This is a genomic window from Peribacillus sp. NPDC101480 (assembly GCF_050277335.1).
Classification (GTDB): Bacteria; Bacillota; Bacilli; order Bacillales; family DSM-1321; genus Peribacillus.
Genome location: NZ_JBNNSB010000002.1, coordinates 144,914 through 171,336 on the forward strand (window position 1 = coordinate 144,914; position 26,423 = coordinate 171,336).

The following is a 26,423-nucleotide window of genomic DNA, read 5'->3' on the forward strand; positions in this document are numbered from 1 at the left end:
TTCCTTTCTAACCTTTGTCTCTTGGTAGTATCTCCTCTAGAAAGGAAAATATTTAATAATATTCCACAAACTAAGTTTTCATAGGTTTTACAGAAGGTCAGCTTTTTCCTTAATGATGTTTTTGGTTGAATGTTCAGAATATATTCTATCGAGGTTATTTTTGGTATATATATTATGTGGTGGATTTCAGCAATGCTCTAATAAAATTTCACTAAGCATTTAGATGACAAATTATTGAAGATTCTTCATAAAAGGTGACCCTATAGGAATAAGATAGCGTAAATCCCATATAGAAAGTGTAACAAGAGAGGAGAAAAACACTTTGTCCTTTTTCAAAGATCCGCTATCCCCTGATCAAATGCTTGCTGTTATCAGAAATGGCCTGGGGCCTTCTCCAATCCCCAAAAAGATCATTATCATTGGTGCCGGCATGTCTGGGTTGGTTGCAGCATCGCTTTTAAAACAAGCGGGGCACGAAGTAATCATATTGGAAGCAACCGGGAGGGTCGGAGGGCGTGTTTTGACCATACGGGAGCCATTTTCAGAAGGTTCCTACCTTGAAGCCGGTGCCATGCGCATTCCGAATTATCATTACTTAGTTGCTGAATACATCAAGAAGTATGGTTTACGAGTCAACACTTTTGTGAATGCGACACCTAATGACCCCATTTATGCCAATGGAATCAAAACGACTGCTGCCATATATCAGCGGAACCCGGATATACTGAGGTACCCTGTAGCTCCACATGAAAGAGGTAAAACAGCTGAAGAATTGCTCAACATGGCAATTAAGCCTGTGACTGACTTTATCATTCAAAACCCACGTAGAAATTGGGAAATAGTCATTAAAGAGTTTGATAAGTATTCCATGAGCTTCTTTTTGCAGTACAATCCAGTCGGAATCAGCCTTTCAACAGGGGCAATTGAAAGCATCAAAGTCCTGATGGGTTTAGAAGGATTCCCGGAACTATCTTTCCCGGCCATACTACGGGAGCTTATGCCGCTCTTTAATCCAGATGTAAATTTTTTTGCAATCGAAGGTGGAAACGACCGGCTTCCATATGCTTTTCTACCGGAATTGAAGGAAAATCTTAACTTCAGATATGAAGTGACAAAGATCATCCAACATGATAATCAAGTCACCATCCATTCCAAACATACTCAAAGCCAAAACCCCTTAACGGTTACCGGTGACCTGGCCATCGTGACGATTCCTCTTCAATTGTTGCAATTTATGGATATTGAACCCCGGAATTCCTTTTCTCATAATAAGTGGAAGGCAATAAGAGAACTCCATTATGCCGCTTCCACAAAAATTGGACTCCAGTTCACGCATAGGTTTTGGGAAAAGGAAGGTATCTTCGGCGGTAAATTGACGACAGATTTACCTATTAGATTTTCTTATTACCCCAGCCAAACGAGCAACCAGAGTGAATCCGGTCTCATCTTAGCAAGTTATACATGGGAAGATGACGCCACTTTATGGGATATCCTTCCAGAAAAAGATCGTATACAACACGCATTGAAAAATTTGGCAGTGATTCATGGAAAACAAGTATATGATCATTTTTTATCAGGGGCTTCATATAGCTGGACACTGAATCAGTATTCCTACGGCGCTTTCTCCATGTTTAAACCTGGTCAGGAAACGGACTTGTTTCCATACATCCCAACCCCTGAAGGAAGGGTCCACTTCGCTGGTGAGCATACATCAACCGTACCTGCTTGGATTGAAGGAGCCATTCAATCCGGCATCAGGGTTGCACATGAAGTGACGAATCTGCCAAGAACGTTCGGTGAGCCTTGAATGGACCTTTTCTTTGAATAATAAATGATCGATAATTTAAGTCCATTGACAAAAAACCTTCCCGTTTGGAAGGTTTTTCTACTTATAATCATTCACTTTATCCCTCCTTTTGAACCGAAGTCTACGATCCTTATGTCCACTTCATAATTAATATCAGCTTTACTGAAAACCTCGTCCCATTTCTGCTTATTTTTCTCCCAATACTTTGGATGCTGATTTTGCACATAACGATATAATCCTGCTACCCCTGTTTTATAATCATGCTGTAATTTGTATACGATTTTCTCGACATCTTTCTTCACTTCATCCTCAGCAACACGCTCAACATCTTTTAAATAGCCTTCCTTAAATGAGTTTTCATTACCGTACCAATCTTCCGAAAGTCTTCCTGTGTAACCGACCTGAATATTGATCGTCAAATGATCACCGTTCAATTCCGTCGTGATTTTCCTCCTTATCCTATTGATCACTTCAACACTTAAAGGCTCACCGTGTTGGACAGCTTCGATTATTCCGCCCTTTACCTCTCCGTTTAACCAATTTAATGCAGCTATATCTTCATCATTCATGACCCCGACCAACTTTGAATTGTTGATCACCCCTGCACCCTCCAAAATTAATTTCCCACCCCTAATATCAACGGCCTGAATGGCAAAGCTTCCATCTGACTGCAAATTTGAGGATGCTTTACCTAGTGTTAAAGGCGGAAGTATCTTATTCGTTCTGTTCTCATTATCTTTCAATCCATAGATTACATTCGAAGGGATCTCCCCATCTTCGGAACGGCCCAAAATATCTTTCGTCGGTCTCTTTGTTAAATAAACATGACAGCTTCTCCTTGTATTATTATCACGTATCGACTGATTAATGATCGCTTCCATAGGGAATTTCTTTAATACATCTTCATTAATAAGGATGATACGCTGATGATTGGTTAAAACCGTATTGGTTATGAGTAACGAATCCCTTATTGCTTCATGCAGCGTTTTGGCACTGACGGAAACATTTTTATATTTTAATTGAGCTTGATTCCCCTGAACACTATTTCCTGGAGGCACCAGAATTTGCTCTGTTAACATGATTTCGTCTTTCTTTTTGCTTTTATCGATTCCCACTCCCACGACAAGGGATAATTCTTCAATATTTTCACTGTCCCAACAGCCAGCAAGTAAAGGAATAAGCAAGATCAACCATAATCTTTTCATCCGCTTCTTCTACTCCTTTTCAATTGAACGATTACGAATGTAATAATGGGCAAGCCAATCAATATAACGGGAAATAGATATCCCAGCAAATCGCTCATTTTAAAGATGTCGATTGTATTTTTAGGAATTTTGGCCAGAAAAAAAACGACGGGAACCAGTACAATGAGATTAGTCGTATATGAATTGTTAAAAATTTTCGTCAGTCCTTCTGCTGCGAAGTAATAGTAAATCGCATGTGTTAAAAAAAACTGAAGAATCCAAGTTATTAAGAGAAATAGCTCCATACGTTCCAAAAATATGCCAGTTACTTCATAGGACTGAATAAAAGAAATGGTTGGCCACGTAACTGCTTTGACTTCAGGGACAGTCAGTGTAGCCACTACCAATACGTATGTAATCACATATAAAATAAGCGGTATGAAAAAACCGATTAAAACGCCACTTTTTATTTTGTTTTGATTTTTAACGACGCCAAACAAAAAGATGAAAAGTTCAATTCCAAAAAAAGACAAAGTTCCGGAGCCCATTCCTTTCATGACAGGGAGAAATCCTTTTCCAAGAACAGGCTGGAGGTTTTTTAACTCGACTACCCTGAGACTGAACAAATAAATGAGCAAGACGATGACTATTGTCAAAGGAAGAAAGAAGACACACGCCTTTGCTATCGCTTTAATTTTTCCTGTCAAAAGATGCACACCCGCTAAAATCATGGTAAGTATCACGATTTCAACTGGGGTTTCCTCCAACAAATAAAACCGGACCATTTCACTCATCGCAAGAACTTCAAAGCTGGCCACACCTATAAAGTACACGACCAGGATCAATCCAATAAGTTTGGAAAGCCACTTTCCATAGGCCTCCTCCATGTATGTGTAATAGTTAGCGACCTTATGTTTTTTTAACAGAACAACCAATAAGCATATCAAAAGGGCAATAGCGATCCCATTTAAAATCAAGACGATCCATCCATCGGTCGAATCGATTTTTTCCGTTATGGTTCTTGGAAGGGTCAGCATTCCAACCCCTAACATGCTGCAAGAAATGATCGCGGCCAATTCGCCACTAAGAATTTTGCCGTCGGATTGGCTCAAAAGAATCCCCCCCATTTTTCCGCTTCGGTAACCGCAGGAACGCATCCTTCCAGGTCTTTTTACCGATAAAATCCATTGGTTGAAAATAAGGTTCTTGAAAGCTCGTCAATTTCGACAAATGGCTAATAACGATGATAAAGAATAAAGTGGTTCCGTATAAACCTAAAACGGCGGCAAAAATCATCGCCCCAAACCTTAAAGCCCTGAACGCCAATCCAAAGCTATATTGTGGTACCGTAAAAGAGGTAATCGTCGTGATCGAAACGATTATGACCATCAGGGAACTTACAATATTGGCTTGAACGGCAGCTTGTCCAATAATGACTCCGCCAACCAATCCAACCGTTTGACCAATGGGCGATGGGAGCCGAATACCTGCTTCGCGAAGCAGTTCAATCGTTACTTCCATGATGATAGCTTCAACAAACGGCGGAAATGGCACATTCTCCCTTGTACCCGCGATCGTCATCGCCAGTTCTGACGGCAGCATTCCAGGGTTGAACGATACCAGGGAAATATAAATCCCTGAAAGAAATACGGTAACAAATAAAGATAAATAGCGAAGGACACGTAAAAATGATCCTGCGACCCATCTTTCATAATAATCATCAGGAGACTGAAGCAGCATCGTGATCGTCGTTGGTGCCATCAACGCAAATGGCGATCCGTCAACCATGATGACCACCCTTCCCTCCTGCAATGCAGCCAATACTTTATCTGGACGCTCCGTATTCTGAATCTGTGGGAAAGGGGTAAATGATGTATCTTCTATTAATTCCTCAAGCATCCCCGTGTCTTGGAGATCGGTAGCTTTCACTTCATTTATCCGTTTATTCACTTCTTTTAGCAAAGAATCGCTTGCTTTTCCTTCATAATAAATCAATGCCACTTCCCGCTTTTCCATCGTCCCGAACTTCTGTTGTTTGACGATAAGGTTGGGATGGTTTGAATATTGCCTTATCAAGCCGATATTTTCCTGAAGACTTTCGATAAAACCAAGCTTCGGTCCACGGACAACCCTCTCTGTCGAAGGTTCACCCAGTGTACGGGTTTTTTCCTTTTCCAGATTCAAGACATAACCGTTTACAATTCCATCTATAAATAAAAGCGTTTTCCCGTCAAAAATATGCTCTATAGCTTTTTCATATGTTTCAACATCCTGTTCCCTGACAGAACAGATTTTGGAAATGAACAGCTGTTCGATTGAAACCGGGTGCGATGTTTCGACTTGCGCAGCCGATAAATCCAGGACTATCTCATTGAATGCAGGGTAATCCATCGTTCCATTGACAAATACAAATAATCCCGAAACTTCATAACCGGGAATGAATACCTGTTTAAAAACTACATCAGCCTGCATATTCAATTCAGATTTCAATTTTTCCTGTTTTTGATCCAATTTTATATGCAAGGGTTTACTTTTCATGGAGAACTCCTTTGGTTAAATGGGGTTTTATTGTATCAGTTTCCTCTATTTTCATTTTTTTTATGCGAACAGGATATGGAGGCAGCTTTTACACCATTTTATTAATCATATCCCTTTCTATAGCGAGCGACATTAGCATCCAAAATGGTTAATTTGTAATTAAATTGCAAATGCTAGGATTATAAGCTTTAGTGCAGAGGTGACAACATTGTTTAACCGCAGAACGTTCAAAAAAAAGCCAAATCAACCAAACGGAAAAAATGAAGAATTAAATAAAGTTTCGGAAGTAAGGGACCTATTCAATACCCTATCTTCATCCAATGATTTCATAAACCATCAAGGAATATATAATGGCATAGGCTATTGGGTCTCTTTTTATCGCTCTTTAATCGATGCACAAGCACTTCACGAAAGTGTTCTTTCTGTCATACCGACTCTGGAAACGATAAATTTGGAGCAAATAAAAGAAAACGTTCCTATTGAAAATACACTGATCACCAGTACCAGAGTTGTAATTGAAGACAGGATCATGAGAGGCGAAATTGCACTTCGTTTAGATGGAAATCTTGATGAATGCCTATTAATCAATGTTGCGGCCCAACAAGGAAGACAAGTTGAGAAACCTGAACTTGAATTTGGAATCATAAGTGCTCAAGAAGCATTTGTTGAGGATCTTGATATCAATCTGAATTTAGTCAGAAAAAGGCTTCCTATCCCTGGATTGCAAGTAAGTGAAATGACTGTGGGATACTTGTCTAAAACGAAAGTGGCAGTTTTATCGATAGAAGGGATCGTTGATCAGGAAAATGTTGATAATGTTATCCAAAGGATCAACGACGTAGAGTTTGATGAAATATTGGACGGGTCCTATCTCGCGCAAATGCTTTATGATAATTCAAATACCTTGTTTCCCCTTTTTCTAAATACGGAAAGGCCTGATCGCATCGCAAGTGCATTGGCTGAAGGTAAAGTGGCCCTGTTGATCGATAGGTCATCCTCTGCCCTTATTACTCCAACCATTTTGTTGGAATACTTTATCACGATGGAAGATTATAATATGCCGTGGATTCCCGCATCTGCATTTCGTTTATTAAGGATATTCGCGGTAGCTTTTTCGATATTTGCCACTCCCATTTATGTAGCCGTGCTGACCTATCACTATGAACTCATTCCTAAAGATCTTTTGGAAACGATCGTCACTTCCAGGAACTTAATACCTTTTCAGCCATTGATTGAAGCACTATTCCTGGAGATTTCCATTGAGTTATTACGGGAAGCGGCTGCCAGGCTGCCAACAAAGGTTGGTCAGACATTAGGTATCGTCGGCGGTATCGTTATCGGTCAAGCAGCCGTTGTTGCTGGTTTGACCAGTAATATCTTATTGATCATCGTTGCCCTCTCGGCATTGGCATCATTTGTTACTCCCATTTATAAAATGGGTAATGCCATTCGGCTGCTGCGGTTCCCTTTCTTAATCGGGGCCCAAATTTGGGGACTGCTGGGCATTACCATAGCAGCCGTGTTTTTGATGACCCACCTTATCAAATTAACGTCAATGGGACACCCGTACCTCGAACCGATATACCCATTTCGCATGCAAGATTGGAAAGACAGCTTTGTTCGGCTTCCTTTTAATCTTTTCAAGTCACGGCCTGTAAATTTACGTCCTGATGATATATCCAGACAGCAACAGCCCAAAAAAGCAAGAATCAAAAAAAATGATTTTAATGAATGATCTAAACGAGGGTCCTATATGAACCAAGCTGGAGTTAATGAAAAGTATAAAGTGTCACCGTTCTATGTGTATTTTTTAGTGCATTCCATGCAAACAGGAGTAGGAGTTTTGAGTTTTCAAAGAGTTTTAGCGAAGTCAACGGGAACGGATGGCTGGATTTCAATACTGCTAGCCGGCCTGATCGTCCATATAATGATTTGGGTCATATATAAAATCTTCAGTATCGTTCCTGGGGATATCATTTCTGCAAATAATCAAGCATTTGGAAAATGGATAGGGAATTTCTTCAGTCTATTATTCATTCTTTACTTTTTGATCATTGGGATGACTGTCATGATTAGCTATATAAATGTCATACATGTATGGATGTTTGAAGAGGTACCATCCTGGGCGTTTTCAGTGGTCTTCCTGGTTTTGATTTATTATATTCATACGGGAGGATTCCGAACGATTACGGGTATTGCCTTTTTAAGCGTCATTTTGACATACTGGCTTTTATTTGTCCTATTCTATGCCATGAAATACTCTGAATTCACCAATTTGCTTCCTATTTTCCACCACACTCTATTGGATATATTGAAAGGAGCCAGAAGCACTTCATTAACGCTGCTTGGTTTTGAAACGATAGTTATGTATTATCCGTTCATCAAAGATGCCAAAACTTCACAAAAATATGCGCATGGAGGGGCCTTAACAACAACCATAATTACCATATTCGTTTATTTGGTTTCACTTGTTTTTTATTCACAAAAACAGTTGGAACTGACTATATGGCCGACGCTGTCAATGACCAGCATTGTCGAATTGCCCTTTATCCAGCGATTTGAATATATAGACGTTTCTTGGTGGGCCATCATTATTATACCTAACATGACAATCGCCTTTTGGGCAGCAAGCCGAGGTTTCAAACGCTTATTCAATGTTCAGCAAAAGTATCCATTATGGGGGATATCGATTATTATCCTGCTAACCAATATATTTGTTTTTGATATCGATTCCCTATATATATTGCGTAAAATAGTCGATCCATACGGCATACTCTTTATTGCTTTATACTTGCCTCTTCTTTTGGTCATCATCTATATAAAGAAAATGAGGAAACGTATATGAGAAAATTATTATTTCTTGTTATCTTGACTCTTCCCCTCCTTTGCAGCTGCGCCCAGCCGAGGGTGGTAGATGAAGTCAATATGTCCCAAGCCATTGGCTACGATATACTGAAGAATGATCATGTCGAAGGAATGTTCGTCATCCCTATCTTCCAGCAGGACAAGATGGGTAAATATCAAACCTTAACTGGAACATCGACGACAACGAGTGATGTTCAGGCTGTCGTTTCCAAAAAAGCGGATAAGCCGGTATTGCTTGGACAGACACGCATCATTTTATTCAGCGAGAAAATGGTTCGTGAAATCGGAATGACAGAACTGACCGATTATCTCTACCGTGAGCCGCAACTTGGAAACAGGGTCATTTTGGCCATCGTTGAAGGAAAGGTTAAGAATGTCATAAATACGAAACCACCAAATACGAATGTGAATATTGGAATCTTTTTATCGGATTTGATTAATCAACAAAATGAAACGGGGAACGGACCCGATACTAACCTCCATCTTTTTTTAGGAAACGCTCTAGAAACTGGCGGCGATTCGTATCTTCCTTTAATTAAATTAATTAATGATGAAGTTGCTGTTTCTGGAGTGGCCCTATTTCATGAAAATAAGATGGTCACGAAAGTTCGAACCGATGATATGTTCATTTTCAAAACATTAGTTCAGCATCATAGGCGGGGAATATATAAATTCAAATTAAAAGATAAGAAAGAAAGCGATATCGTAGTGGAAAGTATCCGAAGCGGTTCAAGTTATGAGGTATCAAGCTCAGAGAGAAATCCCTCTATCACGATTAAGATCAAAATTAAAGGACAAATCAAGGAATCCATGCGCAGTGAAAACCTAACCAATAGAAAGATGATAAAGAAAATTGAAAAGGAAATGGAAGCTGATTTAACCAAGCAAGCAAACCGACTTATTAAAGATCTTCAGAAAAAATCCCTTGATCCGATTGGCCTTAAGGAAAAATATCACGCCAAAAATAAAAAACTGACCTATGAACATTGGAAAAAGATTTATCCGGTGATGGACATTAATATAGAAACTAAAGTTAACATCATCCAAACCGGGGTCTCAGAATGATGAAATATCGATAGGCCATTTAATATTCTTCATCTGATTGGAAAACTACTTTCAAATCAAATTGTGAACAGCGAAGTAACTGGTTGACTGGCAGGTGCATTTGAAACATGGTTAGCCGGATTCCTGCAGAATTATTAAAGGAAGGTAAAGTCCCTTCTATAGCAGCAAAAATGAATCAGATTCGTTTACCTATCGTTGTTACATAAATAACAGGAGGTGACTTTATGAAAACACCTATGAAATCGATCATCGCTGCCTCAGTATTAAGTGTGAGTTTAATCGCAGGATTCTCTTTTGCTTCCGCAGATAACGAAAAAGATGAATTGAAATCGGATAAAGTGACCTTCTTTGGGTCCCCAACTTCTGAGATTTCCAGTTCAGTTGCTGTACCTCAAAGTTATAACCGGATATTGTTTAGCGGTACAGTAGCCCCTCTTTTAAACAAGGATGGAAAAACCACTTATGAGAGGTATGGCAATACAGAAAAGCAGGCAATCGGAATTTTAGAGAGATTAGGAGCAGATCTGAAAACAAAAGGACTTTCCCTTGCTGATGTAACCTTTCTGCGTGTGTATGTCGCGCCAGATCCGAACAAAGGAGATGCACCAGACTATCAAGGTTGGTTCGATGCCTATGCTCAGTTCTTTAATACAAAAGAAAATCCAGTGAAAACAGCTCGTTCAACAGTAGGCGTTGAAAGTTTGGTTTCGCCGGATTTCCTCATTGAGATTGAAGCAGAAGTAGCCTATCAAAATAACAGCAAGTCAAATAAATAGGCGCTAGCTGTGTATGGTCATGATTCAACATATCGGTGTTCCAGGCACTTCGGAAAACCTTCGAATACCAAAAGAGACAGGAAGCTATTCCTGTCTCACAGACTGTACAATTTGAACGTTGTTTGGAACGTAGGGCAAACTCGCTTTTCCCGCAGGAGTCTCGTACCTTCCGTTCCAATCAACTTTTTTTAAAAATACAGATAGAACCCCTTTTGTCTACAAACTGAGAGAAGAACCAGTTCACCTTCAAATTTTGCTGTTATAAAAGTTCCAGCTGATTTCTGAAATTCGCTCCCTTTCCGCCGACTGTCTGCCAAGCCTCATCAAAGCAAGCGTCTGTGGGGTCTCGGCTAGCCAGTCTTTCGGCAGGAGTGTCGCATATTTCTTTAATCTAGAGAGGTTTTCATCATACAATTAAGCAAAAAATCATGTAGGAAAATCAAGTTTTCTTTTATATTCGGGGTGAAAGCATTCCGAACTTCTATTGTCTCTCGTTTGTTTTAATCAATCATGAAAATTCGTTCCATCCGTCACTTCTTTGACAATGCCTGCATTGATGACGAAGTCGCCGAAATGCTCTCCTTGCTGACGTTCTTTTGCATAACGGGAAAGAAGTACACGCAGTTCTTTTAATATCTCTTCTTCACCGATGTTTTCACGGTACATTTTACTTAATCGGCTTCCATCGAATGCAGCACCTAGATACATATTATATTTGCCAGGTGCCTTACCGATAAAACCAATTTCCCCAAGTGCATGCCGGGCACATCCATTCGGACAACCGGTCATGCGAATTGTGATTTCTTCGTTCCTCAGGCCGTTTTCATCAACGATGGTCTCGATTTTATCAAGCAGAACCGGCAAATAACGCTCTGCTTCGGCCATTGCCAACCCGCATGTTGGAAGCGCCACGCATGCAATCGAGCTGCGTCGGAGCGCCGAATGATGCGCACCATCCGTCAAACCGTATGTTTCAAGCAATTCTATGATCTTTTTCTTTTTCTGGCTTGACACATCTGCAATAATAAGGTTTTGATTGGCCGTCAAACGGAAATCACCCGTATGGATCTTTGAGATCTCGCGCAAACCGGTCATCAGCTTGTAATCATTGATATCGGCAATTCGGCCACCCTCGACAAATAGTGTAAAATGCCATTTTCCTTGCATTCCTTTTACCCAACCATAGCGGTCACCATTATTATCAAAATGATATGTTCTCTCTTCCTCCAGCTTCCAGCCTAAACGATTTTCCAGTTCAGCCTTTACCGCTTGGAGCCCAAGCCGGTCTACCGTATACTTGAACCGAGCATTTTTCCGTACGGATCGGTTCCCGTAATCTCGCTGAATCGTTATGATTTTTTCAGCCACATCCAGTATTTTGTCTGGCTGGCAAAAGCCGATTACCTTGGCTAGTTGAGGATATGTCGCCTTGTCACCGTGGCTCATTCCCATTCCGCCGCCGATCGCTACATTAAAACCAACGAGTTTTCCATTTTCAACAATTGCTATGAAGCCAAGATCCTGGGAGTAAACATCAATATCATTGGATGGTGGTACGGCAATGCCTATTTTAAACTTCCTTGGCAAATAAAGCTTTCCGTACATTGGTTCGACTTCCTCCACTTCAGGAGAACCAACCACTTTTTCTTCATCCAGCCAGATTTCATGGTACGCCCTTGTACGCGGCAATAGATAATCACTCAATTTTTTTGACCATTCATATACTTCAGAATGGATTTCGGATTGAAATGGAATCGAATTGCACATTACGTTCCGGTTTACATCTCCGCATGCAGCGATTGTATCCAGCATGGAAGCATGGATTTCCTGAATGGTTTTTTTCATATTCCATTTTAAAATACCATGCATTTGAAACGTCTGTCTTGTTGTCAATTTCAAAGTTCCGTTTCCGTATTTCTGAGCGAGGTCATCCATAACAAGCCATTGAGAAGGCTGTGCTACCCCGCCGGCCATACGGACACGCAACATAAACTGATAGGCAGGCTCAAGCTTTTGTTTTTGACGCTCATTGCGCAGATCCCGGTCATCCTGTAAATAGCTGCCGTGATGTTTCATTAATCGGTTGTCATCATCCGGAATACCGGCGCTGATCCGATCCTGCATCACTTTTCCAAGTGTACCTCGCAAATAATCGCTTTTTTCTTTAATTTGCTCAACATCACTGGGCGGGCCTTCTGGTGCTTTTAATAGTGTTTTCACCATGTTGTTATCTCCTTTTCATTCAAATTTCAGTACACATCACGTTGATAGCGTTTATTCTGTTGCATTTCTTCAAGATAAGCCTTCGCATCAGCATGGCTCATATTGCCTTCTTTTTCAATGATCTCAATAAGCGTATTATGCACATCATGTGCCATGTTTTTCTCGTCACCGCAAATGTATACAGCTGCACCTTCTTGAAGCCATTCGTATAATTCCCCGCTGTGCTCGCGCATCCGGTTTTGAACATACACTTTTTCATCAGTATCTCGTGAAAAGGCAACATCCATTTTCGTAAGTACACCTGTTTTCAACCACTTTTGCCATTCAGTCTGATAAAGGAAATCCGTCACGAAATGCTGATCGCCGTAAAAGAGCCACGTTTTTCCTGTCGCTTCAGCTTCTTCGCGATCCTGGATAAAGGATCTGAACGGAGCAATGCCCGTTCCCGGTCCAACCATGATAATTGGAGTGTCTGGGTTCTCCGGCTGCTTGAAGTTCTGGTTATGCTGAATGTAAACGGGCAGCGTGTCCCCTGGCTGTAATCTGTCCGCACATAAAATGGAGCAGACACCGTTTCTTTCCCGTCCGTGACTTTCATACCGGACAGCTCCGATTGTCAAATGCACTTCATCCGGATATGCGGATAAGCTATTCGCAATCGAATATAGACGGGCTGGCATTTTCCGGAGTATCGATACGAACTCTTGCGCCGATTCGCCCCATGCGCCAAAATCACGGACAAAATCAAGCAAATCACGGCCTTCACGATATTCTTTTAACCTTTCTTCATTACCAGGCTCTAAAAGCTCCTTTAAATCCTCATTACCTGAAAGCTGTGCCGCTTGTTCAATGAGCGATTTTGTCAAAACCGTAATTTCAAAATCGGAGATGAGCGATTCCCTAAGCTGTCGAAGGTCTCCCTGCTTATTGACCTTCACGGTTTCTTCAGGGTCCCAATTGAGTTCCGTAAGAAGCATATCCACTAAATCCGAATCATTTTTCGGATAAACACCAAGGCTGTCACCAGGTTCGAATGTAAGACCTGAGCCCTCAAGAGATAACTCAAGATGATGTGTCTCTTTATTGGAGCCACGGCCGTTCAAATTTATATTTTCCAACACTTCCGCTTTAAACGGATTTGTTCTCGAATACGTTTGTTCACTTACTGAGGCTTTCGATGCGGGAACAGCAGCAATTGAACTGACTTCCCCTTCACTTAAACTAGAAAGTACTCCATCCAGCCATTCGCTAGCAGGCTCATCATAATCAAGGTCACAGTCCATTCTCGGAAATAAACGTGTCCCGCCAAGTTCCTCCAAGCGTTTATCGAATTGTTTTCCCGTTTCACAGAAAAACTCGTATGAGCTGTCTCCTAGCGCCAATACCGAAAAGCGGAGACCTTCAAGGCTTGGTGCCCTCCTGCCATGAAGGTACTCATGGAAGGACAATGTATTATCCGGAGGATCACCTTCTCCATGCGTGCTAACGGCAATCAGGAGATTTTTGACTTTTTTCAAATTGTTGACTTTAAAGTCACTCATGGATGAAATGGTAACCTGAAAGCCATTACCCTCAAGCTTACTCGCCGCATTTTCTGCCAGCCCTTGAGCATTACCCGTCTGTGAACCAAAAAGGATGGTCACCTCTTTTGATATTGTCTTCCCGCCGCTTTGAGCTTCCAGTACCGGGGCGACGGCTGAACTGATATTCGAAACTGACAAAGATGCAGTCAGATAACCGCTCAACCAAATTTTTTGTGTTTCTGTCAAGCTTGGCAGTAGGCTGTTAAGGAGCTCTGCCTGCTCTTGATTAAAGGGACTGTTACTTACCTGAAGTTGCACGATTTCCACCTCACAAAGGGATATTAACTTATCTTAGTTGACTATTATGTATAACGAGTGGGTTTAAACATTTTTATATCCATCCATAAATTAATTAACTCGTTTACTCCTATAGACCAAGTCGGTTTTAACTGAAAAAAAAATAGTCATATAGGTTCATAGCTCGCAACAAATAAAAAAATAAGGTTATAAAGGACAATATCCTTCCTCAGCCTATACTCTTCCTAAAATAAGTTTCTCATTAAAACTTTACTGGAAGTCACATCATTAGTAAAATATATATAATTTATTGTAACTATTAAGAATATTAATAATAAGGAGAAATTTCTATGTACTATGATGCTCTAAAAACATTCGTGACCCTTGTAGAGGTCAAGAATTTTACAAAAACAGCAGAAATGCTTCTTATGTCCCAACCGAGTGTAAGTTTACATATAAAAAAATTGGAGGAAGAGTTCCAAACGAAATTATTTCTCCGTTCTCCTAAATTCCTAAAAGTCACCTTGACGGGAGAAATTCTTTACGACCGGGCCAAGCAAATGATCACAATCTATGAACAGACCAGACAAGACATTCAGGAACACGATAGTTCCATCAAGGGCGAATTAAAGATAGGGGCAAGTTTTACAATAGGAGAGTATATCCTTCCTTCTTTACTCATCGACCTTCAAGAGGACTACCCTGAACTCGAACTTCAAGTCGTAATTGGAAACACGGAAGAAATCGTTCAAGCCGTTCGGCTATACAAAGTGGATATTGGCTTAATCGAGGGTCAAACTAATGAAAAAGAGCTTTCTGTCCACCCATTCATGCAAGACGAGCTATTCATTGTGTCTTCTAACAATCATGTACTCTCAAATAAAGACGAAGTGGAGATTACTGATTTACATGACCAAGCATGGGTAACCAGGGAAGTTGGATCTGGTACTCGTGAATACCTTAATCACGTCATACGATCAAACGGATTGAAAATTAAATCGATACTCACGATAAGCAGTAATCAAGGAATTAAAGAAACACTTATAAAAAACGGCGCAGGGCTGGCTCTGCTTTCCCGAAGTGTTATTGAAAGGGATGTACAAAATAAAATCCTTTCTATTATTCAGGTAAAAAATGAATCCTTTAACAGGACACTTTCGTACGTCTATTCCCCAATTATGGAAGATAAAAAGAATGTCAAGACTTTTATAACTGAATTAAACAAAAAATGGCCCATGAAAGCAAAGCCGATAGGATGATCTTTGCGAAGATTGCTGTTATAAAGTTACAGACTGGGAAATCCGGGAGCACGCTGTTAACAGGTTGCTTATGTAACCAAAACGGGGAAAAGTTGCATTAAGTAAATTTCGACAATAAAGCTGAGGTTTGCCTACGTTAAGGAAATATGCTTAATTAAGAAGTCTGAGTAAAGCCCAACTTGTCTTTCTTATACACATTAACTTATAAACAATTGGGTATACGAATAACTAGAGCAATCTTCTTTGGCTTGTTTTTTGTTTTCCTTGTATAGATAAAAATAATATCAATTTTGTATGGGAGCGGGTTTAATGAATATTGAGATTAAAGAAGCAGCGATTGAACAACTATTAAAAGTGGGTTATAAAGAGAATGAAGGTGTTCGTATCGAAGCCATTTATATTGGAAGCTGTTCGATTTATGTTGAACACGAATTGAAAATTGATAATAAGAAAGAAGATGATGAGAGATTCATAATTAATGGGGTCCCCATCTTAATATCAAGTGAGTCTAAAAAGCATCTTCCAGATAAAGTCTTTCTTAACTACAGTGATGGACTTGGATACAAATTATATTCAGACGAAGAAACATTGAGATACAATCTACAGTTGAATAGAGTGAATTAAAAAAATGAATATAGTAAAAAGCCCTTCTGTTTCAGTTGGGCTTTAATGTTTATACTCAGCGAATTTATCTTCGGTATCTACTTCAAGGGATCAAACCATTAGGCAATTGATTTTAGAATTTAGGGTCTAATTCATTATTATAATATTATGTAGATAATTTTCCAGAAACTCTCAGATTCTAAAACGACTATTGTCTAAAAGGCTTCCCCAAAAAGGTTGCTTCAGCAAACTCCCTTATTTGAGTATAGCGCCTTTAAGCATAACCAAATTAAAAATAATACCCATTATTCCAACCCCGTTTTTTTCTTTGTAAACAAACCTGCCCCGTTAGTTCCATAAAAAAAGGCTGCCGCAGCAACCCCTATTAATGAACCTAAGCACCTGTATGTTGATTAACGCTTACTTAAAAGTTGATAGAACATAAAACGGTTCTATGTTGAATTTTAAAACCACACAACTTCCTCGTAATTATATTTTGAATAAGAACTCCATGGTTGATGCCGTTATTTATCCGCGGGATTTCCCACCTGAAATATTAACGGTTGTACCTGTAATATAACTTGAACGGTCTGAGGCTAGATAAGTGACCAATTCACCAATTTCATCCAATTTACCAGGTCGTCCAAGTGGTATCGTTTTGCTGTAATCTGTTCCAAGACCTTCTACTGTCACTCCACGTGTGTAAGCCAATGCTTCATTATAAGCGTCTGTTGTTAAACCTGTTTGCTCATTGATCCCTGGCGCAACACCAACTACACGGATGTTGAATTTCCCCAGTTCTTTTGCCCAGGAACGGGTAAAGCCATTGACAGCACCTTTAGTTGCCGAATAAACACTTTGTCCAGAAGATCCTTCCATACCTGCCTCGGAAGAAATATTAATGATAACGCCTTTGTTATTTTTCACCATTACTCTCGCAACTGCCTGAGCACAAAGGTAAGGTCCTTTCTGATTGACGGCAACCATGAAATCAAAGTCCTTTTCACTTAACTCATACTCTGGCTTTTCGCCACGGAAATCAACAAGTAAACGTGGTAAGTTTACACCAGCATTATTAACTAAAATATCTATGGTTCCAAATAACTCGGTGGCTTTGGTAACCATATTTTCAACGCTTTCTTTATTGGTAACGTCGCATTGTATATGATAAGTTCCATCAGTTTGTTCGCCAGTATTTACATTTAGATCGGAAACAATCACCTTTGTACCGTTCTTTACTAAATGTGCTGTAATTTTCGAGCCAATTCCAGAGGCTCCACCCGTAACAATTGCCACTTTATTTTCTAATTGAGGCCATGATTCATTCATTCTTTTTCCTCCTTATTTTATATAGATTCGAGAATCATAGTTGAAATTTAAAAATGAGTAACAAACTCTAAATTTTTTTCTAGTTTTGGCTGTGTTGACTCTTATTAAATGCAATTTTCCGGTGTGGGAACTTTCCTCTTCTTGCATTCAATCATTCTATATAAATCTTTGACAAGCTTATTTTTTCAAGATTTGAAGTGTTGTCCCTGCTTGGGGCATTTGAATATCTCTTTCTTCAAGATGTAAAGTGCCAGGTAATTCTGCAGTTTCAGAACCATTGAATTTTAACGTGATATGTCCAAGTGAACCTAAATTCTTTTTCACCACGTCACCTACAGAGGTAATGGTGTATTGCTGATTGCCTAAGACGAGAATGTCACCCTTTTCGATTTCTCCATTAATTTCATTTACATCAATTAATAGGCAATAATCCGCTAATTCACTCGGGGCATTCGCTCCGAATAGGATGAACATTTTTTCTCCAAGAAAATCAGAGACAGATGGTCCAAGTTGGTTAATTTGAGTTTGATAAACTGTCTGCACAAGAAACTCCTCCAATTCTTTACTTAAAAAAATCTATTCACAATCTATTCTAGTAATTATTCATACAAACCGAAGCTTGCAAGCCAAGCTATAAAAACGGTTGGTGCTCCGGTTAAAAAGCGTCCGTACAATACGGAAGGAACCCCGACTTCAATGGTTTCCACTTCTGCCTCCGCTAAACCTAGCCCAACTGGAACAAAATCAGCTCCAGCCTGTGAGTTAATTGCGAAAAGAGCTGGCAATGCAAGGTGTGGTGGGATATTTCCTTTTCCAATTTCCACTCCAATTAATGTCCCAATGACCTGTGAAATAACAGCTCCCGGTCCCAAGAATGGTGATAATAATGGGAATGAGCAAATTAAAGAGATTAAGAGTAAGCCCGGCAAAGATCCTGCAAATGGTGATAAATATTGTGCGAACACATCCCCAATTCCAGATGCTTTAATCACCCCGATTAACATGGCCACAAAAGCCATAAACGGTAAAATTGTTTTAATGACAGTATCTATCGTGTCACGGCCAGCCTGATAAAAGACATTGACGATGGAACCCATTGCCATCCCAATGCGTGCTATGACGCCGTTAGGCTTTCTTTGTTCACTAATTTTTTTATTTTGCGCTATACTTAGGTTTAGAAATTGTTTTTTCAATTTGTCCGTTAGCATTGTTCACATTGGATGTTGGAGGTGTTGCAGCACCTTCATACAATTCAATGTTTTGAGGCTTTACTCCAGAAACGTAAATGTCCTCGGTAATGTGCATTGCTAACGGGCCACTTTGTCCAGTAGGCATGATATTGATCGTCATGATTCTTTTTTTGGGGTATAAGCCACATCGGAGCGTTCCGCCACAATCAATGATGACACACGCCATTTCATCCTCAGGTACACTCGTTTTAAAACCGTCGACTAATTCACAGCCTGTTAATTCTGCAATGGTGTCCGCAATATCCGGTCTTGTTCCGCCCGTTACATATACCACTTTATTTTTATCTTCTGTCGGTGAAATCACTAAAGGCCCGCCAAATCCGCCTTGCCCTGCATTGACGATAATTGACTTGTACTTCGTAACCGTTTGAGTCATTCCTTTCCCCTCCTTAGAGATCCACTGTTTCTTTCAATTTAACGCCTTGCTGTTTAGATACATAATAGGTTGTTAAATCTGTTACCCAACCTCTTAAAAAGTTTGTGAAAATCCCCACCAAGAAGTAACGAAGGGCTAGTTCTGTTGTTTCAAATCCCAGTGCTGTAATTCCTGCAGCAATTCCCAAGAATACGAACAGCTCTCCTGGATTAACGTGTGGAAAAAGTCCGTTATGAGTGTGGCAGGAATAAGAAGCAGCAGCATAATAGCTTGGTTTGTATTTTTCCGGCAAAAATTTCCCAAGTGATAATGTCATTGGATTTGCCAAAGCGAACGTCCCAATTACCGGAAGAACAAAATATCTTGTAAGTGGGTTCTTACTCGATTTCTTCGCGATCAGTTCCACTCTTTCTTCTCCAACCAACCGTATAAGGGCATTCATTGCAACTAAAAGCATGATAAGGAGTGGAACAATACCTGTTACTAAATCGACAAAAGTTTCGGCACCTGCTCTAAATAAATTCATAAAGTCATCTGCTGCATTTGTAAGCCAATCCATTCAATTCACCTCAATAATTCCTATTTTTTTGATAAAAGTAAATCAATCCAGCCTTTCTTAACCTTCAATTCACCTCCCTTAGAGATAATATGATAGCTGTTCAGTGCATCCTCAATGGCTAACCTTGTTAACTTATTTACTTTATTAAAATCCTCTTCACCGAGGTGTAAGAGATTTTTCCCTTCAAATCCTTTTAAGTTCCTTACTCTTGAAAGCACGGTTACTCCCTGCATTTTGGTGGCTTTCAAAATGTTGTTTTTTCGGTCAATTGCAAACATGACGACCGTGCCTGATTTAATAAGTCCCGTTTTTTTCCCAATAGCGACCCTTCCAAGCTTTCTCAACTCTGCATACTTTTTATTGAAATGCTTGATTTGCAAAAATCCAAAAATGCTTTGAAGGAGCCAAGAAAAGCCAATTAATAAAATGACATACCATAGCATTTTCATTTCCTCTTTTCATAATCTTACATCTTGATTCCGTTACAATCAGATAATTAAATTCATACTTCCTAAGATAAGGATGTTCCATTTTCTTCGATGATTTCAATGATTTCATTTGCCGTTTCCTCAGTGGTGATCAGAGTGTTGATGTATCCTCCTCTTAATCCCCCAATAATGGAAGGAGCTTTTTCAACAGACTCTGCAATACCGATTGAGTATGGAATATTTTTTAGTTTTTCCAGCTCAATGGCTATTGTTCGATCAGATAAGTCAGATTGTATCAGGTTTCCATCTATATCATAAAATCGTGAGCAGATATCACCTATGGCACCTTGTTGATTTAAATCTTCAATTTCCCGATTGCCGCAAAAGCCGGCCCAGACTAAATTAGATGATTGGTTTGGGTTTCCAATCCCTACTACTGCAATTGTTAAGTTATCCCAAAGCTCCGTTATTTTAGTGAAGTAGTGAGATTGAACAATGTCATCCTTTGTCTCCTTTTTTTCCACTACTGCCGCAGCATCAATAAAATAAGAAGTTCCTCCAAAATCTTCTGCAATATTATAAACAATTCTATTGACGTGATGCTTCGTATCCATAGGTCCAGGCCCCCCTACTAAAGGGACAAAATGAGCGTCTTTTTTTCCGGCGTTCGTAAATTCACCAATCAGACTGGCCATTGTGCTTCCCCAGGCACAGCCTACGACATCGCCGTCTTTAATAATCCGTTTTAGTAATTCAGCCCCGGCCATCGCTACCACTTTCTTTTTATCCAGTTCGGTACTGTCTCTTTTTTCAGGAACGATAATTACTTCTTTTAAGCCAAACAACTTTTCCAATTGACGTTCCAATTCAAAAGCTCCATCAATATCGCTGCTGACAGTAATTTTAACTACTCCATCTTCCCTTGCTTTTTTTAAAAGTCTGCTGACGGAAGTTCGGTATATACCTAATTCTTTTGAAATGGCACCTTGTGTCATATCTTCTTCATAATACATTTGTGCAATTTTAACTAAGAGTCTTTTTTCTTCCCTTTTATCCATTTAGTCCCTCACCCTTTCTGATGTGCACATTTGTGCAAATGAAATCATTTGTGCTTTATTGAGTTTAGTATACGCTTACAAAAATAGCTACGTCAACAAAAAAATACCACTTGTGCAAATTTTAAAAATATTATGTCATTTGTGCAGATTTGTGGGCTTATTATCCATCGAAAAAGCACAAAAAAATGAAGCACCTCCATTTAATCAGGCTGCTTCGTTTTTTATCAATTGTTTGATAACATTGATTTTCGGGGAACTTACACCTTACAAACAACATATTGTCACCCCTTTTTCTTGTATGAAATTTTTTTGTTGATACATTGATAAGGATAGATTTGAAAATTCAAGTAGACTAATTATGAAAAAAGAACCCATTCAGAATTGAATAGATTCTTTATGTTTAATGATTATAGTGATTATGGTTCCAACCTCCTGGACTCGAAGTAGCGCTCCAACTTCCTTTTTACCCGCTGAAGTGCATTATCGATCGTCTTTTTTTGAACATTCAATTCCTTTGATATTTCAAAATAAGTTTTTCCTTCCAGGTACAAGTCAACAACACTAATTTCCAAATCACTAAGGACTTTTGTTAAAATTAGCTCAATATCGCAAATTTCTTCTGATTTTATTAAGATCGTAACTGGGTCATTTTGTCTCTGTTCAGGGATTAGATCAATTAGGTATTGCTCCGACTCCCCTTGATAGATAGGCTTATACAATGAAACATAATTATTTAAGGGAGAATGCTTTTGGCAAATAGCCGCTTTAACAGCCGTTATGATTTGTCTTGAAATGCACAGTTCCGCAAATGATCTGAAAGACGATTTTTTGCAATTCTTGTAGTCCCGAATGGCCTTGTATAGTCCAATCATCCCTTCCTGAAAGACGTCTTCCTTATCTCCACCCGTTAAAAAATACTTCAAAGCACTTGATTGAACGACACATCTGTATTTTTTAATTAAAAAGTCCAGTGCATCTTCATCACCATTATGGATTTTCCCAACCAACATTACATCTTCCATATGAGCATAGTTTTCCTGTTTGTTCTCGATGATTACACTCATTTATTTTCCTCCACTCGCTAAGTTGAGCCCCGACATAAAAGTTGCATTATCACTTCAATGTATTAAAGTACATTCAATATAATAATATCTCAGAAATGACGATAATGATATTCGCAAATAACGACATTTTTCAACAAAATACTGATATTTATAAGGCCTGCACTATAACTATACAAATTCGGTCATCTTTAATTGATTTGGTAAAGATCTCGTCTTTTTATTAATTCCTCATCATTGACGGATACAGTTGTGCCGGTGGTTGTGGCAATTACGGTGGGGCGCTCAGGATAGGGTGGCTTAATAATAGCATAATTATAAATTATACTACTAAAGAACTATTCTGCAATAATGGTTTAACATAGCCTATTCAAAGGTAAGGCTGTAATCTATTGCACCTTTTCTTTTACTTTAATAGCTTTAATTAAAAAAAAGGAAAATGCCATTTAAACCCTTCTTTAGCAAAAAAGCACCCTTCAAAGGATGCTTTTTTACTCAATTATAAAAGTGAGAACTGGGTTTACTTATTCGCAAATTCCCCGTTAGTTTAAGGCATTACGTAAGCATGCATAAATTATTAAAGTGGTGGACTCTCAACACCTAGATGAATCCAATCTTCTTTAGGCGGTCCATAAACCCCATAAGGTTTTATTCCTGCTTGACGCATCAGAACCGTCACTTGTCCGCGATGATGAACAATATGCTTGATTAGCCCCATAAGGATGGAAGCATTTGTTTCCTGTCTACCAAACGCTTCTTGTATTTGCTCTAGGGATGCGTCTGTCCATTGTTGTTCAATAATTTTGGCTGCGTGAGAACTTACATTTTTAAAAGTGATAGCAATTTCCTGAGCTGAAGATGGAACGTTTTCCGAACTTTCTATACGGTCCATCTTTAAACCGAAATGAGCTAGATAATCTGGAATATTCGTGGTGAAATGCCACGCAATTCTTCCTAAAGTGCGACCTTCGGGATAAACTTGTTGTTCTAATGAATCATCTGTCAAACTATCCAAAACATTCTGAGTCAGTATTGCTTCTTTATTCCATTCTTTAATAAAATCCGAAATTGTACAATACATATAATACCTCCTCTATCCGATAGATAATTACCTACTCAAGGCACATTATAAAACATATGTTCCCTCATTACAAATTACTCATGTAATCCAGTTCATTTTGAAACTAAAATTTTAGTCTTTGACCGTCATGACTTTATATATACATTGGCTTTAATCATTTTTGTGCCTCCTGGAGTTTTCTGTTACAAGCTTCCAGGAAAAATGTTGAACTGCACTTTTACTTCCTTTAAATTCGTATATTCCCATCCTTCAAGAGTTGTAATGGATAACCCACGTCCATTACATTGCAGACCATTATTCGACTTAAACCTGGAAGTTCAATGCTCTACAAGTCATCCTACTACTAGCTATACACAACAAGAATCACTACTTTATAATAAGGGGTAATCATGTTATTAATATAGATAAATTCAGAGTTGGTTAGGAGATAAAGCCATGCAAAATAAGCTGAGTATAGGTGAAATGGCGAAGTTGCGAAGCGTAACGGTAGATACATTGCGTCATTACGATAAAATTGGATTGCTAAAGCCCTATCATATTGACCCTGAAACTGGCTATCGTTATTACTCCATTTCCCAGTATGAAGTTCTCGGAACGATAAAAGAATTAAGGGGAATCGGGTTTACCTTAGGGGAAATCAAGCAATTTCTTACGAATCGCAATGTCAAAAAGTCGGTTCAATCACTTAAAGAATCAATGGCAAATATACAGGAAGAAATTAAGAAATTGCAAGATATCCATAATATATTGATGACTCGATTATACAATATTGAACATTTCACAAACAGTTACAGGAATTCGGATATTGTGATAAAACAATTTGACGAACGGGAATACATCCAGCTAGCCAGGCCGGTAAGTTGGGAGGATACAGAAAATCTATTTCTTGGATTCTTGGAGCTGGAAAACAGGATTGGTGGAATCATTCCTGCTTTAGCCAGCAATAAATTTGGAGATTTCATCAAGAAAGATTACTTTGATATAATTCGTCAATCATCTGACTTTACCGGTAACCTAAGTGCCTATCAATCTCAATTATTCATTCTTGTTCAGGATGGAGAGTCAGACCAACCAACCCAAAAAATTGAAAAAGGGCAATTTTTATGTTCCTACTATGGAGGACTCACAAGGGAGAAAATGCTTACCCAGCTAAAAAAGCTACTCCATTATTGCGATACTCATGGCTATGTTATTACTGGTGATGCCTTTCGAATTATGCAGGTTGACGTTTCTCTGACTGATCAATATGATGAAGCTTATTATGAAATACAAATTCCGATTCATGATAAAGTAAACTAACAGTAAACAGCCTTCGAAATGAAAATATTATCATTTCAGGGCTGTTTTTTTTGTATATTAACTGTTTACTCTGGTGTTAGACGAGACTTTATAATGAATTTATACATACTGAATGGAGTGATGCTTTCCTAAATGAAATAGCAAGGCATTATTTAAAAATAACTTTGTACTAAGGAGTGATGCCATTTATTAAAAAATTTAAAATCAAAAAAAGATAATCCGTTTTGATGGCGTTCCTTTCGTTTTTTTTACTCTTTCACTACCAACTCCTCCATGCGTCCGCTTCGAGGAAAGCACTAAAGAGAAATTATGAAAACGCTTAAACACCATCCTGTCATGGCAGCTATTTCGTTCACAGGTGAATACTTTTTCCATTGCCTATAAATATATGGAATTACCAATTTAATATTCGGAATAATCCATCTATTTACTATGTGCGCTTTAATGAATTTTATCCACGATCTTTAGCCAAGACATTCACAAGGAGGATTGATTTATGGAAAATACGAATTCAGCAACTCTTAACCGTACTCTTACTTTGAAGTATGTCGTCTTTTTCGGATTGGCTTTCATGGCTCCAAAAACGTTTTTTTCAACATATGGAGTTGCTGTACATAGTACCAACGGGATGATGCCAACGGCTTATGCCATTGCTTTAGTTGTCATGTTATTTACAGCTTATAGCTATGTTCAATTAGTGAAAGCGTTTCCGAATGCAGGAGCAGCATATACGTTTACGCAAAAATCGATAAGTCCGCATCTTGGGTTCATCGTTGGTTGGACAATCATCATTGATTATATATTTAGCCCGATGATCAGTGCCCTAATTGTAGGAATTTCACTGAAAGCTTATTTTCCATCCATTCCGATGTTTGTTTGGATCATTTTATTTATTGTGGTTATTACGACTGTCAACATCCTTGGCATTAAATTAGCAGCGAAACTTAATACGTATATGCTTTTCTTGCAATTTTTATTGTTTGCGCTATTTTTTATTTTGTGCATTAAAGGGCTTATTGCAGGTAAAGGTGCAGGGTCATTATTTTCAATTCTTCCCTTTTATGATTCTGAAATTAGCGTACCCACTCTTCTATCTGTTATCCCTATACTATGTTTTAGCTTTTTAGGCTTTGATGCAGTAACTACATTATCAGAAGAGACGAAGGATCCTACGAAAACGTTGCCAAAAGCGATCTATTTCATAACGATGATCGGCGGTTTTTTATTTATCACAGGTTCCTATTTTGCTCAACTAATTTTTCCGGAGTTCCATTCTTTCAATAACCCTGAATCCGCCTATTTAGAGATAGCGATGTATATCGGCGGAAACATTTTTGTGAGCTTCTTTGTAGCAGTAGGATTAACATCCACCACTGCCTCAGCCGTTGCATCGGGAACGAGCGCCTCTCGTATTTTGTATGCGATGGGAAGGGAAAATGTATTGCCGAAAAAAATCTTCGGCTATCTATCCCCAAAATACCGGACACCTGTGTTCAATATTTTACTCATTGGTGTGGTTGCATTAAGTGCTCTTTTCTTAAATCTAACCACAGCCGTATCGCTTATTAGTTTTGGAGCTTTATTTGCCTTTTTCTTTGTGAATCTTTCGGTTGTTTCTTATTATTTTCTACAAAAGAAACAGAGGTCTTTTAAAGGTACGATTCAATATTTGATTATCCCGCTTACTGGAGCAGCACTAATTGGATTGTTTTTTATAAAACTGGATAAACATTCACTAATACTAGGTGGAACTTGGCTTCTAATCGGATTTATTTATCTATTAAACTTAACAAAAATGTTTAGTCAACCGCCTCCCGAGCTTGCCTTTGAAGAAGCTTAATA

The 26,423-nt window shown here is 38.9% G+C and carries 21 protein-coding genes and 1 pseudogene; 9 read left to right on the forward strand and 13 right to left on the reverse strand.

The genetic code is table 11. From position 1 onward, the window contains the following. The first annotated feature begins 358 nt into the window (after positions 1–358). Entirely contained in the window at positions 359–1,807 is a 1,449-nt protein-coding gene (locus tag ACQKMF_RS08315) for a flavin monoamine oxidase family protein (protein WP_427573174.1), read from the forward strand. Between the two features lie 92 nt (positions 1,808–1,899). Here ACQKMF_RS08315 and ACQKMF_RS08320 read toward each other — a convergent pair whose 3' ends face one another. The 3 genes from ACQKMF_RS08320 to ACQKMF_RS08330 are packed head-to-tail and all read right to left on the reverse strand — an operon-like array spanning position 1,900 to position 5,529. Continuing rightward, entirely contained in the window at positions 1,900–3,012 is a 1,113-nt protein-coding gene (locus ACQKMF_RS08320; protein WP_402942638.1) for a Ger(x)C family spore germination protein, read from the reverse strand. Beyond that, entirely contained in the window at positions 3,009–4,103 is a 1,095-nt protein-coding gene (locus ACQKMF_RS08325) for a GerAB/ArcD/ProY family transporter (RefSeq protein ID WP_427572569.1), read from the reverse strand. The genes ACQKMF_RS08320 and ACQKMF_RS08325 overlap by 4 nt, the downstream gene beginning before the upstream one ends. Further along, positions 4,075–5,529, reverse strand: coding sequence for a spore germination protein (locus tag ACQKMF_RS08330; protein WP_427572571.1), 1,455 nt, complete (start codon positions 5,527–5,529; stop codon positions 4,075–4,077). Before ACQKMF_RS08330 ends, ACQKMF_RS08325 begins: the two co-directional genes overlap by 29 nt. A 208-nt stretch (positions 5,530–5,737) precedes the next feature. Between ACQKMF_RS08330 and ACQKMF_RS08335 the strand changes: the two genes are divergently transcribed. From ACQKMF_RS08335 to ACQKMF_RS08350, 4 genes are all read left to right on the forward strand, one after another. Continuing rightward, the gene (locus ACQKMF_RS08335; protein ID WP_427572573.1) at positions 5,738–7,264 is read left to right on the forward strand and encodes a spore germination protein; all 1,527 of its coding nucleotides are present in this window, start codon (positions 5,738–5,740) and stop codon (positions 7,262–7,264) included. Positions 7,265–7,282: 18 nt separating this feature from the next. Further along, complete coding sequence (locus tag ACQKMF_RS08340) at positions 7,283–8,374, forward strand: GerAB/ArcD/ProY family transporter (protein ID WP_427572575.1); 1,092 nt, start codon at positions 7,283–7,285, stop codon at positions 8,372–8,374. Next, positions 8,371–9,459, forward strand: coding sequence for a Ger(x)C family spore germination protein (locus ACQKMF_RS08345; protein ID WP_427572577.1), 1,089 nt, complete (start codon positions 8,371–8,373; stop codon positions 9,457–9,459). Before ACQKMF_RS08340 ends, ACQKMF_RS08345 begins: the two co-directional genes overlap by 4 nt. Before the next feature lie 224 nt (positions 9,460–9,683). Further along, positions 9,684–10,235, forward strand: coding sequence for a Rid family hydrolase (locus tag ACQKMF_RS08350; protein ID WP_427572579.1), 552 nt, complete (start codon positions 9,684–9,686; stop codon positions 10,233–10,235). Positions 10,236–10,739: 504 nt separating this feature from the next. Here ACQKMF_RS08350 and cysI read toward each other — a convergent pair. Next, on the reverse strand, positions 10,740–12,458 hold the full coding sequence (gene cysI, locus ACQKMF_RS08355) for an assimilatory sulfite reductase (NADPH) hemoprotein subunit (protein ID WP_427572581.1): 1,719 nt from the start codon (positions 12,456–12,458) through the stop codon (positions 10,740–10,742). 26 nt (positions 12,459–12,484) lie between these two features. Then, entirely contained in the window at positions 12,485–14,299 is a 1,815-nt protein-coding gene (locus ACQKMF_RS08360; protein WP_427572583.1) for an assimilatory sulfite reductase (NADPH) flavoprotein subunit, read from the reverse strand. 329 nt (positions 14,300–14,628) lie between these two features. Here ACQKMF_RS08360 and ACQKMF_RS08365 point away from each other — a divergent pair, with 329 nt between their 5' ends. After that, positions 14,629–15,537: a LysR family transcriptional regulator gene (locus ACQKMF_RS08365; RefSeq protein ID WP_402942614.1), complete on the forward strand. Its 909-nt coding sequence runs from the start codon at positions 14,629–14,631 to the stop codon at positions 15,535–15,537. A gap of 309 nt (positions 15,538–15,846) precedes the next feature. Beyond that, entirely contained in the window at positions 15,847–16,161 is a 315-nt protein-coding gene (locus ACQKMF_RS08370; RefSeq protein WP_101221954.1) for an iron-sulfur cluster biosynthesis family protein, read from the forward strand. 507 nt (positions 16,162–16,668) lie between these two features. Here ACQKMF_RS08370 and ACQKMF_RS08375 read toward each other — a convergent pair. The 8 genes and pseudogenes from ACQKMF_RS08375 to ACQKMF_RS08410 form a co-directional block, all read right to left on the reverse strand. Continuing rightward, complete coding sequence (locus ACQKMF_RS08375; RefSeq protein ID WP_101221953.1) at positions 16,669–17,469, reverse strand: SDR family oxidoreductase; 801 nt, start codon at positions 17,467–17,469, stop codon at positions 16,669–16,671. A gap of 177 nt (positions 17,470–17,646) precedes the next feature. After that, positions 17,647–18,012, reverse strand: a complete 366-nt coding sequence (locus ACQKMF_RS08380) for a PTS glucitol/sorbitol transporter subunit IIA (RefSeq protein ID WP_427572586.1) — start codon at positions 18,010–18,012, stop codon at positions 17,647–17,649. Between the two features lie 56 nt (positions 18,013–18,068). Continuing rightward, positions 18,069–19,095, reverse strand: a pseudogene (srlE, locus tag ACQKMF_RS08385) (PTS glucitol/sorbitol transporter subunit IIB). A gap of 13 nt (positions 19,096–19,108) precedes the next feature. After that, entirely contained in the window at positions 19,109–19,654 is a 546-nt protein-coding gene (gene srlA / locus ACQKMF_RS08390) for a PTS glucitol/sorbitol transporter subunit IIC (RefSeq protein ID WP_402942605.1), read from the reverse strand. A gap of 20 nt (positions 19,655–19,674) precedes the next feature. Beyond that, a complete protein-coding gene (locus ACQKMF_RS08395) occupies positions 19,675–20,097 on the reverse strand; it encodes a transcriptional regulator GutM (protein WP_260357550.1) in 423 nt (140 codons plus the stop codon). Positions 20,098–20,165: 68 nt separating this feature from the next. Further along, positions 20,166–21,140, reverse strand: a complete 975-nt coding sequence (locus ACQKMF_RS08400; protein ID WP_137020318.1) for a sugar-binding transcriptional regulator — start codon at positions 21,138–21,140, stop codon at positions 20,166–20,168. Positions 21,141–21,556: 416 nt separating this feature from the next. Next, positions 21,557–22,204 carry an RNA polymerase sporulation sigma factor SigH gene (gene sigH / locus ACQKMF_RS08405; RefSeq protein WP_427572589.1) on the reverse strand — a complete coding sequence of 216 codons (648 nt, stop codon included), beginning with the start codon at positions 22,202–22,204 and terminating at the stop codon, positions 21,557–21,559. Positions 22,205–22,778: 574 nt separating this feature from the next. Continuing rightward, positions 22,779–23,282, reverse strand: a complete 504-nt coding sequence (locus ACQKMF_RS08410; protein ID WP_101221946.1) for a DinB family protein — start codon at positions 23,280–23,282, stop codon at positions 22,779–22,781. Positions 23,283–23,717: 435 nt separating this feature from the next. On the opposite strand from ACQKMF_RS08410, the gene ACQKMF_RS08415 reads away from it, so the two are divergent. Beyond that, positions 23,718–24,581 (forward strand): MerR family transcriptional regulator, encoded by an 864-nt coding sequence (locus tag ACQKMF_RS08415; RefSeq protein ID WP_402942596.1) that lies wholly within the window; start codon positions 23,718–23,720, stop codon positions 24,579–24,581. Between the two features lie 496 nt (positions 24,582–25,077). Beyond that, entirely contained in the window at positions 25,078–26,421 is a 1,344-nt protein-coding gene (locus ACQKMF_RS08420) for an APC family permease (RefSeq protein WP_427572592.1), read from the forward strand. Positions 26,422–26,423 lie beyond the last annotated feature (2 nt).

Excerpts from the sequence above, each read along its gene's own strand:
- ACQKMF_RS08315 (WP_427573174.1), top strand. The coding sequence starts at position 359 with ATGCTTGCTGTTATCAGAAATGGCCTGGGGCCTTCTCCAATCCCCAAA.
- ACQKMF_RS08320 (WP_402942638.1), bottom strand. The coding sequence starts at position 3,012 with ATGAAAAGATTATGGTTGATCTTGCTTATTCCTTTACTTGCTGGCTGT.
- ACQKMF_RS08330 (WP_427572571.1), bottom strand. The coding sequence starts at position 5,529 with ATGAAAAGTAAACCCTTGCATATAAAATTGGATCAAAAACAGGAAAAA.
- ACQKMF_RS08340 (WP_427572575.1), top strand. The coding sequence starts at position 7,283 with ATGAACCAAGCTGGAGTTAATGAAAAGTATAAAGTGTCACCGTTCTAT.
- ACQKMF_RS08345 (WP_427572577.1), top strand. The coding sequence starts at position 8,371 with ATGAGAAAATTATTATTTCTTGTTATCTTGACTCTTCCCCTCCTTTGC.
- ACQKMF_RS08350 (WP_427572579.1), top strand. The coding sequence starts at position 9,684 with ATGAAAACACCTATGAAATCGATCATCGCTGCCTCAGTATTAAGTGTG.
- cysI (WP_427572581.1), bottom strand. The coding sequence starts at position 12,458 with ATGGTGAAAACACTATTAAAAGCACCAGAAGGCCCGCCCAGTGATGTT.
- ACQKMF_RS08365 (WP_402942614.1), top strand. The coding sequence starts at position 14,629 with ATGTACTATGATGCTCTAAAAACATTCGTGACCCTTGTAGAGGTCAAG.
- ACQKMF_RS08370 (WP_101221954.1), top strand. The coding sequence starts at position 15,847 with ATGAATATTGAGATTAAAGAAGCAGCGATTGAACAACTATTAAAAGTG.
- ACQKMF_RS08375 (WP_101221953.1), bottom strand. The coding sequence starts at position 17,469 with ATGAATGAATCATGGCCTCAATTAGAAAATAAAGTGGCAATTGTTACG.
- srlA (WP_402942605.1), bottom strand. The coding sequence starts at position 19,654 with ATGGATTGGCTTACAAATGCAGCAGATGACTTTATGAATTTATTTAGA.
- ACQKMF_RS08395 (WP_260357550.1), bottom strand. The coding sequence starts at position 20,097 with ATGCTATGGTATGTCATTTTATTAATTGGCTTTTCTTGGCTCCTTCAA.
- ACQKMF_RS08400 (WP_137020318.1), bottom strand. The coding sequence starts at position 21,140 with ATGGATAAAAGGGAAGAAAAAAGACTCTTAGTTAAAATTGCACAAATG.
- sigH (WP_427572589.1), bottom strand. The coding sequence starts at position 22,204 with ATGAGTGTAATCATCGAGAACAAACAGGAAAACTATGCTCATATGGAA.
- ACQKMF_RS08410 (WP_101221946.1), bottom strand. The coding sequence starts at position 23,282 with ATGTATTGTACAATTTCGGATTTTATTAAAGAATGGAATAAAGAAGCA.
- ACQKMF_RS08415 (WP_402942596.1), top strand. The coding sequence starts at position 23,718 with ATGCAAAATAAGCTGAGTATAGGTGAAATGGCGAAGTTGCGAAGCGTA.
- ACQKMF_RS08420 (WP_427572592.1), top strand. The coding sequence starts at position 25,078 with ATGGAAAATACGAATTCAGCAACTCTTAACCGTACTCTTACTTTGAAG.